The organism is uncultured Sphingomonas sp. (assembly GCF_937859915.1).
Taxonomy (GTDB): Bacteria; Pseudomonadota; Alphaproteobacteria; order Sphingomonadales; family Sphingomonadaceae; genus Solisphingomonas.
Genome location: NZ_CALMAW010000104.1, coordinates 1 through 12,022, shown reverse-complemented (window position 1 = coordinate 12,022; position 12,022 = coordinate 1). Strand labels below are relative to the sequence as shown.

General features: G+C 68.0%; 13 protein-coding genes. 7 read left to right on the top strand and 6 right to left on the bottom strand.

Annotation, left to right across the window (positions count from 1 at the left end; translation table 11 throughout):
• The 5 genes from Q0326_RS13795 to Q0326_RS13775 all read left to right on the top strand — a co-directional run.
• Positions 1 to 475: energy transducer TonB (locus Q0326_RS13795; protein WP_298691462.1), on the top strand; the 475-nt coding region annotated here is incomplete at its 5' end.
• A 90-nt stretch (positions 476 to 565) separates the two neighbouring features.
• Positions 566 to 1,330: a MotA/TolQ/ExbB proton channel family protein gene (locus Q0326_RS13790; RefSeq protein WP_298691460.1), complete on the top strand. Its 765-nt coding sequence runs from the start codon at positions 566 to 568 to the stop codon at positions 1,328 to 1,330.
• Positions 1,331 to 1,440: 110 nt separating this feature from the next.
• A complete protein-coding gene (locus tag Q0326_RS13785) occupies positions 1,441 to 1,917 on the top strand; it encodes a biopolymer transporter ExbD (RefSeq protein ID WP_298691458.1) in 477 nt (158 codons plus the stop codon).
• 41 nt (positions 1,918 to 1,958) lie between these two features.
• Positions 1,959 to 2,381: a biopolymer transporter ExbD gene (locus Q0326_RS13780; protein WP_298691456.1), complete on the top strand. Its 423-nt coding sequence runs from the start codon at positions 1,959 to 1,961 to the stop codon at positions 2,379 to 2,381.
• An 84-nt stretch (positions 2,382 to 2,465) separates the two neighbouring features.
• Positions 2,466 to 3,605: an FUSC family protein gene (locus Q0326_RS13775; RefSeq protein WP_298691454.1), complete on the top strand. Its 1,140-nt coding sequence runs from the start codon at positions 2,466 to 2,468 to the stop codon at positions 3,603 to 3,605.
• Here the strand turns inward: Q0326_RS13775 and Q0326_RS13770 are convergent.
• Positions 3,580 to 4,059, bottom strand: a complete 480-nt coding sequence (locus Q0326_RS13770) for a GNAT family N-acetyltransferase (protein ID WP_298691452.1) — start codon at positions 4,057 to 4,059, stop codon at positions 3,580 to 3,582. The genes Q0326_RS13775 and Q0326_RS13770 overlap by 26 nt on opposite strands.
• Entirely contained in the window at positions 4,059 to 4,355 is a 297-nt protein-coding gene (locus Q0326_RS13765) for a DUF3297 family protein (RefSeq protein WP_298691449.1), read from the bottom strand. Before Q0326_RS13765 ends, Q0326_RS13770 begins: the two co-directional genes overlap by 1 nt.
• Before the next feature lie 734 nt (positions 4,356 to 5,089).
• Here Q0326_RS13765 and acnA point away from each other — a divergent pair.
• A complete protein-coding gene (gene acnA / locus Q0326_RS13760) occupies positions 5,090 to 7,768 on the top strand; it encodes an aconitate hydratase AcnA (protein ID WP_298691447.1) in 2,679 nt (892 codons plus the stop codon).
• 156 nt (positions 7,769 to 7,924) lie between these two features.
• Positions 7,925 to 8,368: a hypothetical protein gene (locus Q0326_RS13755; RefSeq protein ID WP_298691445.1), complete on the top strand. Its 444-nt coding sequence runs from the start codon at positions 7,925 to 7,927 to the stop codon at positions 8,366 to 8,368.
• 439 nt (positions 8,369 to 8,807) lie between these two features.
• On the opposite strand, the gene Q0326_RS13750 is transcribed toward Q0326_RS13755, so the two are convergent.
• From Q0326_RS13750 to Q0326_RS13735, 4 genes are all read right to left on the bottom strand, one after another.
• Positions 8,808 to 9,350: a hypothetical protein gene (locus Q0326_RS13750; RefSeq protein WP_298691443.1), complete on the bottom strand. Its 543-nt coding sequence runs from the start codon at positions 9,348 to 9,350 to the stop codon at positions 8,808 to 8,810.
• Positions 9,351 to 9,459: 109 nt separating this feature from the next.
• Entirely contained in the window at positions 9,460 to 10,179 is a 720-nt protein-coding gene (locus tag Q0326_RS13745; protein WP_298691441.1) for a hypothetical protein, read from the bottom strand.
• Entirely contained in the window at positions 10,179 to 11,378 is a 1,200-nt protein-coding gene (locus Q0326_RS13740) for a toxic anion resistance protein (protein WP_298691439.1), read from the bottom strand. Before Q0326_RS13740 ends, Q0326_RS13745 begins: the two co-directional genes overlap by 1 nt.
• 217 nt (positions 11,379 to 11,595) lie before the next feature.
• The gene (locus Q0326_RS13735; RefSeq protein WP_298691436.1) at positions 11,596 to 11,883 is read right to left on the bottom strand and encodes a hypothetical protein; all 288 of its coding nucleotides are present in this window, start codon (positions 11,881 to 11,883) and stop codon (positions 11,596 to 11,598) included.
• Positions 11,884 to 12,022 lie beyond the last annotated feature (139 nt).

The window sequence follows — 12,022 nt, the reverse complement described above, 5'->3', positions numbered from 1 at the left end:
CCCCAAGGAGACGCCGAAGGTCGAATCCCCGCCGATCGTCACCCCGCCGCCGATCGTCCAGCCGCCGCAGGTCCAGTCGCCCGTCCAGGTGACGCCGATCCCGCAGCCGCCGAGGCCGCCGGTCGTGGCGCCGATCGCCCCGAACCCGCCGCCGCCCCCGCCGGCCAAGCCGAGCCAGGCCAGCGGTGCGAAGCCCAAGGGTAGCCCGGGCGACTGGGTCACCTCCGACGATTATCCGCCAAGCGCCCTGCGCAACAACGAGGCGGGATCCACGGGCTTCAAGCTGACGATCGGTGCCGATGGTCGCGCGACCGATTGTCAGGTGACGTCCTCGAGCGGCTTCCCCGATCTCGACCAGACCGCCTGCCGCCTGCTGCCACGTCGGGCCCGGTTCACTCCGGCCAAGGACGCCGCCGGCAACGGCATGGAGTCGACCTACTCGAGCAGCGTGCGCTGGCAGATCCCCAAGGACTGACGACGTCAAACGGCCGGCGCCTCGGCGCCGGTCACCCCCTTCGACACCATTGTCTACATACGCAATCCAGACCCCAAGGAACCGACGACCATGACGACCCCCGCTACCGCCGCCGCCGGCTCCGGCGCCAACCCCTATGGCCTCCTCCCCGCGCTGCAGGGCGGTGGTGTCATTTCGTGGTCGGTGTTCATCATCCTGACGCTGTCGCTGGCGATCTCGATCTTCATCCTGCTCTCCAAGCTCGCCGAGCAGCAGAAGATCATCAACCAGGGCAAGAAGGTCCGCACCACCTTCTGGAGCGCGCCGAACCTGCGTGACGCCGCCAACAAGCTCGACAAGAACTCGGCCTATCGCCAGGTCGTCGACGACGGCCTGCTCGCCGAGGACCAGCACACCCGCCTGACCGATCCGGTCGACCAGCATGAGTGGGTCAACAACTCGATCGCGCGCTCGACCAACTCGATCGGCGCCAAGCTCGCCTCGGGCCTGCCGTTCCTCGCCACCGTCGGTTCGGTCGCGCCGTTCGTCGGTCTGTTCGGCACCGTGGTCGGCATCTACCGCGCGCTGATCGCGATCGGCGCGTCGGGCCAGGCCTCGATCGACAAGGTCGCAGGTCCGGTCGGTGAAGCGCTGATCATGACCGCGCTCGGCCTGATCACCGCCGTTCCCGCGGTGCTCGCCTACAACTGGCTGCTCGGCCGCAACAAGAATGTGATGAAGGACCTCACCGCCTTCGCCAACGACATCCATGCCTACATGGTGTCCGGCGGCGCGGTGCGCCCCAACGCCGGCCTGATCAAGCCCGCCCCGACGAAGGTCGCTGCGACCGCCTCGGGCGTGCAGACCAAGGCCTGATCGATCAGGCCGCCGGGTGCCCTCGGGTGCCCGGCGGCCGGAGCGGGCGAGAGCCGCCGGTTTCCGACGATGACGCCCCGATGGCGCGAAACGAATAGGACTGACACCCAATGTCCATGAGTGTGGGCGCCGATGGCGGCGAAGACACCCCGATGTCGGACATCAACACGACGCCGCTCGTCGACGTCATGTTGGTGCTCCTGATCATCTTCCTGATTACCGTGCCGGTCGCGCTGCAGACCGTGCCGCTCAAGCTGCCGATCGTGAAGAACGAGCCGACGACGACCAAGCCCGAGAACGTCAACCTCTCGGTCAAGGGCGATGCCAGCGGCGGCTGCCTGGTCTACTGGGGCAATGAGAAGGTCGATTCGAAGGAGCTGCTCAAGCGCTCGGTCGACAAGCTCAAGCTCGAGGTCGGCAAGCTCGGTGGCCCCGCCAACGTGACCGCGGACAATCTGCCCGAGGCGCATATCCGCGGCGACATCGATACGCCGTACAAGTGCGTCGGCGGCGTGGTGACCACGCTGCAGCAGGCGGGCTTCCTCAAGGTCGGCTTCATCTCGCTGCCGATCCAGCCCGACGCTTGATCCCGGCCGTCGATTAAGATTTTGGAGTAAGACGAATGGCAATGGCCGCAGGAACCACCGAAGGTGATCCTATGATGGACATCAACACGACGCCGTTGATCGACGTCATGTTGGTGCTCCTGATCATGTTCATCATCACCATCCCGATCCAGAGCCACGCGGTGAAGCTGGATCTGCCGGTCAACACCAATTCGCCGCCGCCGCCGATCGAGCCGACCAAGAACACCATCTCGACCGATGCGGCGGGTGGCATCTTCTGGAACGGCCAGCCGGTGCCGGACATGGTGACGCTGCGCCAGTATATCGATCTCACCAAGAACCTGCCCGACGAGCCCGAGCTGCATCTGCTGCCGGATCCGTCGACGCATTATGCGGTGATCGACAACATCCTGGCGGTGGTGAAGAAGAGCCAGGTCGGCAAGTTCGGCTTCGAAGGCAATGAGCGGTATTCCGACGCCTTCTGATCGCGACGGCGACCAACATGACGAGGGCGGTGCCAGCGATGGCGCCGCCCTTTTTCGTGCGCCGCTGTTGGCGGGCCGGCCGGCATGACGCGGCGATCCCGGACCCGCGCCCATCTCGCCGAGGCGCTCGCCCTCCAGCCGCACGACGCCGTCGGCGGGCGGACGATCGCCGTCGCCGGGCTCGGCATGATCGTGCCGGTCGCCGCAGGCGTCGCGCTCGGCGATCCGGAGACCGGCTTCACCATCGGGCTCGGCGCGATGCTGCTCGCCGGCCCGACTACCGCCCCCGACGCCGAGGCCGCGCAGGAGCGGCGCGCGCCCGCCACCGCGGTGCTGCCCGCGATCGGCGCGGTGCTGGCGGCGAGCGCGGTCGCGGGGCACGCCTGGTCCGACCTCGCGCTGGTCCTGCTCGCGACTGCGGCGGCAAGCGTCAGCGGCTACAGCCGGCCGGTCGGGGTCGCGGCGATCCGCTTCATCGTCTATTTGGTGCTGAGCTTCGGGCTGCTCGATGCCGCCGGGAGCCACCGTGGCGGCGCCGCGCTGATCTTCGGGCTCGGCGCGCTGTGGAACATCGGGGTGCGGCGGCTGCTCGCGCGCCGTGCGCCTACAGAAGCGACCGTGGCGAGCGAGACCAGGCCGTCGCCGACCCACGCCCAGCTACGGGCGCACTGGCGGCGGACGATGCGCGAGCCCGCCGGCTGGCAATTCCCGCTCCGCCTCGGCGCCGGGCTGACGATCGCCTGCCTTATCAAGGCGGCGTGGCCGTCGCATCATTATGGCTGGGTCGTGCTGACCGTCGCGCTGCTGACCCAGCTCCCGCTCGAGCATGTGCCCGTGAAGCTCACGCAGCGCGCGCTGGGCACGCTGTTCGGGGTCGGGCTGACCTGGCTCGTGCTGCGCGGCCTCTCCGCGACGCTGGCGCTGGCGGCGCTGATCTGCCTGCTCGCGGTGCTGGCGCCGATCGCCCGCGCGCGCAGCTATCTCGCCTATGCGTCGGTCTCGACGCCGGCGATCCTGCTGGTGCTCGACATCGAGAAACCGATCGATCCGCGCCTGCTCGCCGACCGGCTGGTGGCAACGATCGCGGGGGCGGCGATCGTCATCGCGGCCAATCTCGCCGCCGATCGCTGGCTGCCCAAGCCCAGCCCAAGCCGGCGCGGCGACGCCCGCAGGCGGGTGAGCGGGCGCGGGCGGCGGACTAGACCGCGAGCCGCAGCGTCATGAAGCGGCTGTTGGGGTCCGGGACATAGCCTTCGAACGGCGCGCAATCGACGAAGCCATGGCGCGCGTAGAGCGCATGCGCGGGGCGGAAATAGTCGAGGGCGCCGGTCTCGAGGCTGAGCCGCGCCAGGCCGTCGCCGCGGGCGACCGCGACGATGTGGGCGAGCATCGCATGGCCCGCGCCGCGCCCGCGCCAGGCCTCGGCGGTGTACATCGACTTGATCTCGCCATGATCGGCCGACAGCGGCTTGAGCGCGCCGCAGCCGGCGAGCGCGTCGCCGGCATGGACCGTCCAGAAGCGGATGCCGGGTGCGCCGAGGCCGTCGCGCTCGAGCGCGTGCGGCGAGCCATGCTCGATGTGTGCGCGGTCGATATGCGCGCGGAGCAGCGCGATCACCGCCGGATCGGACAGGTCGCCGGGCGCGATCCGCCAGGCGATGCGATCGGCGGGGAGCATCAGTCCTCGGCGGTGTCCGGCGCGGGCTCGCCCTCGGCATCGGCGGCAGCGGCAGCGGCGGGGCGCTCGAAATAGGGGATGACCTCGCCCTTGAGCTTGATCGTCATCGGATTGCCCTTGCGGTCGACCGCCTTGCCCGCCGCGACCTTTATCCAGCCTTCGGAGATGCAATATTCCTCGACATTGGTCTTCTCGACGCCGTTGAAACGGATGCCGATGCCGCGCGACAGGATCTCCGGGTCGTAGAGCGGGCTGCGCGGGTTGACGGAGAGGCGGTCGGGGGGCGTGTCGGTCATGGAGCGTCCGATAGGTCTGGGGGTTTGCACGGCCGATAGCGGGTAGGGGCGGAGTTTCCAACCTCTTGCGTGTCGCGCCGGCCGTTCCCCGGCGAACGCCGGGGCCCAGGCCCGAGGCACGCAGCGGGCGCTCCGGTCAAATGGCGAGGTGGGGCCGGGGCCCCGGCCTGCGCCGGGGAACCGTGACGGGCACGCCCCGCGACCCGTCCCGGTTCCCCCGGCGCAACTTGGTCCCCGGCGAAAGCCGGGGCCCAGGCCCGAGGCACGCAAAGGGCGTTCCGGTCAAACGGCGAGGTGGGGCCTGGGCCCCGGCCTGCGCCGGGGAACCGTGACGGGCACGCCCCGCGATGCGTCCCCGTTCCCCGGCACCGCCTGTCCCCCGGCGCCACTTGTTCCCCGGCCTGCGCCGGGGCCCAGGCCCGAGGCACGCAGCGGGCGTTCCGGTCAAAATGGCGAGGTGGGGCCTGGGCCCCGGCCTGCGCCGGGGAAGCGTGACGGGCACGCCTTGCGACCCGTCCCCGTTCCCCGGCACCGCCTGTTCCCCCGGCGCCACTTGTTCCCCGGCGAACGCCGGGGCCCAGGCCCGGAGCGCTTGGGACGGGCGGCGCCCGCCAAAGAGTATGGCCTGGGCCCCGGCGTCCGCCGGGGAACAGTCGCGTGCAACCCTTCCCCCTTCGCCCCCCCCTTGCTAAGGGCTCGCCCGACTCTCGTCTTTCCCAGCATAGGATACCCGCATGACCGCGATCGGACAGGACAGCCTCGGCACCCGTGACACGCTCGAGGTCGGCGGCAAGACGATCCATTATTATTCGCTCGCCAAAGCGGCGGAAAAGCTCGGCGACATCTCGAAGCTGCCCTTCTCGATGAAGGTGCTGCTCGAGAATCTGCTGCGCTTCGAGGACGGCGTCACCGTCACGATCGCCGATCTCGAGGCGATGGTCGAATGGCTGACCACGCAGTCGTCCGAGCGCGAGATCCAGTACCGCCCGGCGCGCGTGCTGATGCAGGACTTCACCGGCGTGCCCTGCGTCGTCGATCTGGCGGCGATGCGCGACGCGATGAACGCGCTCGGCGGCGACGCGCAGAAGATCAACCCGCTGGTCCCCGTCCACCTCGTCATCGACCATTCGGTGATGGTTGACGAGTTCGGCACCCCGCAGGCGTTCGGCGACAATGTCGAGCTCGAATATCAGCGCAATTCGGAGCGCTACGAGTTCCTGAAATGGGGCTCGAAGGCGCTCGACAATTTCAAGGTGGTGCCGCCGGGCACGGGCATCTGCCACCAGGTCAATCTCGAGCATATCGCGCAGGCGGTGTGGACCAGCGTCGATGCGGGCGGCGACACCGTCGCCTATCCCGACACCTGCGTCGGCACCGACAGCCACACGACGATGGTCAACGGCCTCGGCGTGCTCGGCTGGGGCGTCGGCGGGATCGAGGCCGAGGCCGCGATGCTCGGCCAGCCGGTCTCGATGCTGATCCCCGAGGTCGTCGGCTTCAAGCTCACCGGCGCGCTCGCCGAGGGCATCACCGCGACCGATCTCGTGCTGACCGTCACGCAGATGCTGCGCGCCAAGGGCGTGGTCGGCCGCTTCGTCGAATTCTACGGTCCCGGCCTGCAGTCGCTCAGCCTCGCCGACCGCGCGACGATCGCCAACATGGCGCCCGAATATGGCGCGACCTGCGGCTTCTTCGGCATCGACGACAAGACGCTCGACTATATGCGCCTGACCGGGCGCGAGGAGGAGCAGATCGCGCTGACCGAGGCCTATGCCAAGGCGCAGGGGCTCTGGCTTTATGCCGACATGGCGGACCCGTCGTTCACCGACACGCTGGAGCTCGACATCGGCGGCGTCGTGCCCTCGCTCGCCGGCCCCAAGCGCCCGCAGGACAAGGTCGCGCTGACGCAGGTCGACGACGTGTTCAACGCCGACCTGCTGGCGACCTACAAGCACGAAAGCGCCAAGCGCGTCCCGGTCGAGGGCGCCGCGCACGACATCGGCGACGGCGACGTCGTGATCGCGGCGATCACCAGCTGCACCAACACCTCGAACCCCTCGGTGCTGGTCGCCGCCGGCCTCGTCGCGCGCAAGGCCAACGCGCTCGGGCTCAAGCCCAAGCCCTGGGTCAAGACCAGCCTTGCGCCCGGCTCGCAGGTCGTCACCGACTATCTGGTCAAGTCGGGGCTGCAGACCGATCTCGACGCGATCGGCTTCAACCTCGTCGGCTATGGCTGCACCACCTGCATCGGCAATTCGGGGCCGCTCGCCGAGCCGATCTCGAAGGCGATCAACGGCAACGATCTCGTCGCGGCCTCGGTGATCTCGGGCAACCGCAATTTCGAGGGCCGCGTTTCGCCCGACGTTCGTGCGAACTTTCTCGCCTCGCCGCCGCTGGTCGTCGCCTATGCGCTCAAGGGCACGGTGGTCGAGGACTTCACCACCACCCCGATCGGCCAGTCGACCGACGGCGTCGACGTCTATCTCAAGGACATCTGGCCCTCCAACGAGGAGGTGTCGACGATGATGAACGCCAATATCGATCGCGGCATGTTCTCGAGCCGCTACGCCTCGGTGTTCAAGGGCGACGAGAAGTGGCAGGCGATCGACGTCACCGCCTCCGACACCTACAGCTGGAACCCGTCGTCGACCTATGTCGCCAACCCGCCCTATTTCGAAGGCATGAGCATGACGCCCGCCGCGGTCGAGGACATCATCGACGCGCGCCCGCTCGCGATCTTCGCCGACTCGATCACGACGGACCACATCTCGCCGGCGGGCTCGATCAAGGTCGACAGCCCGGCGGGCCGCTTCCTCGGCGAGCATCAGGTCGCCAAGGCCGACTTCAACAGCTACGGCGCGCGCCGCGGCAACCATGACGTGATGATGCGCGGCACCTTCGCCAACATCCGCATCAAAAATGAGATGGTGCCCGGCGTCGAGGGCGGCATGACCAAGTTCATTCCCACCGGCGAGGTCGAGGCGATCTACGACGCCGCGATGCTCTACAAGGCCGAGGGCACGCCGCTGGTCGTGATCGCAGGCAAGGAATATGGCACCGGCTCGTCGCGCGACTGGGCCGCCAAGGGCACCACGCTGCTGGGCGTGCGCGCGGTGATCACCGAGAGCTTCGAGCGCATCCATCGCTCCAACCTCGTCGGCATGGGTGTACTGCCGCTGCAGTTCGCCGCCGGCGTCGATCGCAAGACGCTCGGGCTCGACGGCAGCGAGACCTTTACGATCACGGGCGTCGCCGCACTCCGCCCGCGCCAGACGGTGACCGTCGAGATGACCCGCGCCGACGGCACCAAGGAGAGTTTCGAGACGCGCTGCCGGATCGATACCGTCAACGAGCTCGACTATTTCCTCAACGGCGGCATCCTGCAGTATGTGCTGCGTAAGCTCGCCGCCTGATCCAGGATAACCCGCCCCCGGCGAGGCCGGGGGCGGGGCTCGCGCAACGTCGTAGTGCGGCTAGACGATGGTCGCGACAGCGGCCTTTACGCCCTGAATTGGTGGCAAGAATCAGGATGATCCGGCCTCATGGCGATCTCGCCACGGGACGACATCATGCTGCATCAACGCCTGCCCTCCGACTCCGACCCGCTGCGCATCGAGCATCGCAACGAACGGCCCGACCAGATCGGGCGGATGTCGGCGCAGGTCGACGTCGCCACCGGTACGATCCGCGCGACCGGCACCGGCACCTTCTCCCCGACCCAGGTGCGCGCCTATTTCCGCGATCTCGGCGCCGCGATCGGGCGGATCCATGACGCCGGCCGCAGCGTGTCCGCGCTGATCGACCTGCGCGGCAGCGCCGCCCAGCCGCCCGAGATGGTGGCGCTCATCGACGAGGCGACGCGCACGCTCTATCGCGGCAACGACCGCGTCGCGATGGTGGTGCCGACCAGCGTGATGAAGCTCGGCCTGCGCCGCGCGCTCGACGCGCGCTGCCACGACTTCTTCCTGTCGCTGACCGCGGCGCAGACCTGGCTGTCGGCCTGGGCGCGCTGATCGCGCTCTGACGGGCCGCGGCGCAGACCGCGGAAGGCAGCGCGCAGGCTCGGCGCCGGCTGTAGGATTTGCGGGCGGACCCCGCCCTCGGTTGGAGACGGGAAGGATAGCGGCCGGCGCGTCCTGTCGTGCGCACCCGGGGTGCGGGGCAGTCTGTCGCCCCGCGCGGACGGCTCTTAAGCGAGTCCGCGGTGGTTGTGGCGAACCCCGACGAGGCTGCCCCTGTACGACGGGGCGGCGAGCCAAGGCTGGCCGTTGATGATGGTCGCGAAGCTTCGACGGACCCGGATGACTTCGCGCCGGCCGCCCGGGGTTTCAACCCGGACCTTGTCCACGCGCGCCATGATCAGGGGTGCGGGTGAACGGGGATGTCGATAACCTATATGGTTGTATTTGTCAAGACCCTAGACGTCAGCCCGGTGATTGTGTCCACTTAGATCTAGATAAGCTCGCGTCCCGTGCTGTCATGCATGATACAAGAATATACTAGTATCGCGATATCGGGCCGTAGTCCGGCGGACTCCAACTCGTGAAGATTGCGGGTTCTGAGCTTTTGCCAGAAGGCAATCGATTGCATATCTACTGCACCGCAGGCGCGGGTTACAGCGCCCTGCATTCTTACGACCTTAGCAAGATCGTGCACGATCTCGGCATCACCGAATAGGGCAAGGTTAACCTGAGCGCGTTCGTATGAGATACGGTAGGCATCAGCATTCGCGGCATTGTGGTTCGCAAAATATTCTGCCTCGACACTTATATAATTTGAATATGCCGAAGAGCGTGCGTCGGCTAATTTCGACTCGGCGTTAAGTTTCCTCGCCGACAGATAACTAGCATATGATCCCACCAATAAAGTAACGACGCCAACCAGCGTCGTGATCAGGTTCTTGACGAGCGACCACGTCCAGGAGTTTTCTTTGGAACTGGTTCGGCCAGCTTCAGCATGCAAACCTGAATGGGGTTCGGTCGCTGATTCGGACATATCTGCTAGCCATACTGACTGAGGGATCAAGTCAGTACGTTGCGCGATTTTATCGTAATTTCATACCTATCGAGCTAAGATGAGGAACAATAATGGTCCGGTTTGGTGTTTAATTGGATCCCATCCCCCCATCGCCCTTATATTTGATCTCGAGAAACCGGTTCTGCGTCGCCAGCGCTTTCAGGTCGTCGTCGGCGAGGCGCGCGTTCATGCGGGCGATCTCCTCGCCGATCGTGCCGAGGCCTTCGCTCAACTGCTTGTCGGGCGAGGGGCCGCCGTTGAGCGGCTGGCGGCGCAATGCCGGGGGCACGCGCTGGTAGCCGCGGATCAGCTCGGGGAGCTCGTCGGCGATCAGACGGCGCGCCTCGAGCGCCTCGGGCAGCTTGGGGTCGATGCTGGCGAGCTGCGGCGCGATCGCCGCGAGGCTGAGCGACAGCTGGTCGAGCTGGCGCTGCGCGGGCGCGGGGAGCGCCGGGCGCTGCTTCTCGAGCCACTCCTCGGTCTGCGACGGCAGCGCGGCGATGTCGCTGGTGGCGAGCCGCTCGGGGGTGGGGGCGGGCTGCGCCGACCATAGCACGATCGCGGTCGCCGCCAGCGCCATCGCGATCAGCATCGCGAGCAAGCCGAACGGCCCGATCGGGCCCATGACGAACCCCCAGGCGAGCGCCACGCCGAGGATCGCCGCGCACGCGAGCACGATGCGCCGCGCGATCCGGCGGAAGGCGGCGGCGCGGCGCTCGCGACGCCGGCGCGAGGCGGCGCGGCCCTCGGGCGAGATGCGCCGCAGGAAGTCGGCGGCGTGCTCGATGATGTCGTCCGATCCCGCCATCAGTCGAGCCTGAACGCGTCGTCGCGCGACGACGACGGCAGCTGCGACTGCGCGGCGCCCTCGGCGCGCGCGATATAGCCGCGCGACTTCTCGACCTCGTCGGTGAGCACGTTGACCGTCGACTTCATATTGTCGAGCGCCTGCAGCTTGAAGCTGTCGATCGCGTCCATCGTCGAATAGATGTTCTGGAAGGCGCGCTTGAGCGTGTCGATCGGGATCGTCGAGGCCGCCGCCTGCTGGTGGATCTGCGCGGTCTGCGTGCGCAGCAGCTCGCCGGTCGAGTCGATGATGTTGGCGGTGGTCGTGTTGAGCGCGGTGATCTGCTGGAGCACCATCTTCTGACCGGTCAGCGCCTGCGCCACGGTGACCGCGGTGCGCAGTGCGGCGACCGTGGTGGTCGACGCCCGGTCGACCCCCTTCACCAGCTCGACATTGTTCTTCTTGACCAGATCGAGCGCGAGATAGCCCTGCACGGTCACCGCCATCTGGGTGAGCAGATCCTGGACGCGCTGGCGGACGTAGAAGAGCGCGGTCTCGCGGATCGCCTTGGCCTTGGCGGGGTCCGAGATGTCGAGGTCCGCCGCCTTCTCCTCGAGCCGCGCGTCGAGCGTTTTCGCGACATGGATCATCTGCTCGAGCCGGCCCATCGCCTGCCACAGCCCCTGCCGCTCGACGTCGATCGCGGCATTGTCCTTGAGCAGGTCGTCCTTGCCGCTGGCCAGATGCTGGAGGATCGACGCGATGTGCGTCTGCGCGCTCTTATAGCCGTCGAAATAGTCGCGCATCTTCGAGCCGAACGGGATGATCCCGAACAATTTCTTGGGCGCGAGCAGGCTGCCGCGCGCGCCGGGATCGAGATCCTCGATCGTGCGGCGCAGCTCGGCGAGGTTGGTGCCGACCTTGCTGTCCTTGTCCATCGCCTTGGTGGGCCTGTCGAGGAAGCGGTTGGAGTGGCCCGCGGCCTCGGCGATCTCCCGCCTGCCCATATTGGTGATCTGGTCGACCTGGCGACCGAATTCGGGCGAATTGGCGTCGGTCGCGACCAGCGTCGCGATGAACCCCTCGACCTTCGCGTCGAGCTGGGTCTTCTGGGTCGCGTCGAGCGGCACCAGCCCGGCCGCCTGCGACGGCGCGATCGACGCGACCGGGGGCGGCGGGGTCAGCGTGATCGGGGTATCGATGCTCGTCTCGGTCGCCATCCGCTGTCCCTGTCGCCTGTGCCCCGCCTAGATAGGCCGGAGGGGGTGTGCTATTCAAGTGACACGCTCGCGAGCGGAAAAGCCCTCTCCCTCTGGGAGAGGGTTGGGTGAGGGGCGCCCACTTCGACGGTGGGACGCGACGCTTGCGCGTCGCTCCCCCTCACCCCGACCCTCTCCCCGCCGGGGAGAGGGGGCGCGATGCCGCACCGGGCCGGCGTTAGCGCGCCGGATCGTCGGGGTGCGAGGTATCGAAGCGCGCCTCGCCGATCGCGTGCGGGTTGGCGCGGATGAAGCGCGCCATCGCGATGCCGCCGCCGATCGTGACCAGCAGCACGAAGCCGAGCAGCACCCAGTCGATCGCCTCCATGCGGAAGCCGTAGCTCGCCGCGAGCAGCAGCACCGCCGCCGCCGCCGCGATCGAAAAACCGCCGGTGACGAAGATCACGCCGACTCCGCCCAGCGCCGCGGTGCGGCTGGTCGGGCGGGTGCGCACCGGTTCGGTCATGCGACCGGCGCCTCGGCGAGCGCGGCGGCGAGCCAGGCGGGCACCAGCGGCCGCGCCTCGATCCCGCCGAGCGTGATCGCGCCGCCGCCGCGCAGCTGCTCGACGCGCAGCTGTGCCACCGCGAGGCCGAGGTCGGGAT

Excerpts from the sequence above, each read along its gene's own strand:
- Q0326_RS13780 (WP_298691456.1), top strand. The coding sequence starts at position 1,959 with ATGGCCGCAGGAACCACCGAAGGTGATCCTATGATGGACATCAACACG.
- Q0326_RS13785 (WP_298691458.1), top strand. The coding sequence starts at position 1,441 with ATGTCCATGAGTGTGGGCGCCGATGGCGGCGAAGACACCCCGATGTCG.
- Q0326_RS13775 (WP_298691454.1), top strand. The coding sequence starts at position 2,466 with ATGACGCGGCGATCCCGGACCCGCGCCCATCTCGCCGAGGCGCTCGCC.
- Q0326_RS13740 (WP_298691439.1), bottom strand. The coding sequence starts at position 11,378 with ATGGCGACCGAGACGAGCATCGATACCCCGATCACGCTGACCCCGCCG.
- Q0326_RS13765 (WP_298691449.1), bottom strand. The coding sequence starts at position 4,355 with ATGACCGACACGCCCCCCGACCGCCTCTCCGTCAACCCGCGCAGCCCG.
- acnA (WP_298691447.1), top strand. The coding sequence starts at position 5,090 with ATGACCGCGATCGGACAGGACAGCCTCGGCACCCGTGACACGCTCGAG.
- Q0326_RS13745 (WP_298691441.1), bottom strand. The coding sequence starts at position 10,179 with ATGGCGGGATCGGACGACATCATCGAGCACGCCGCCGACTTCCTGCGG.
- Q0326_RS13735 (WP_298691436.1), bottom strand. The coding sequence starts at position 11,883 with ATGACCGAACCGGTGCGCACCCGCCCGACCAGCCGCACCGCGGCGCTG.
- Q0326_RS13750 (WP_298691443.1), bottom strand. The coding sequence starts at position 9,350 with ATGTCCGAATCAGCGACCGAACCCCATTCAGGTTTGCATGCTGAAGCT.
- Q0326_RS13755 (WP_298691445.1), top strand. The coding sequence starts at position 7,925 with ATGCTGCATCAACGCCTGCCCTCCGACTCCGACCCGCTGCGCATCGAG.
- Q0326_RS13790 (WP_298691460.1), top strand. The coding sequence starts at position 566 with ATGACGACCCCCGCTACCGCCGCCGCCGGCTCCGGCGCCAACCCCTAT.
- Q0326_RS13770 (WP_298691452.1), bottom strand. The coding sequence starts at position 4,059 with ATGCTCCCCGCCGATCGCATCGCCTGGCGGATCGCGCCCGGCGACCTG.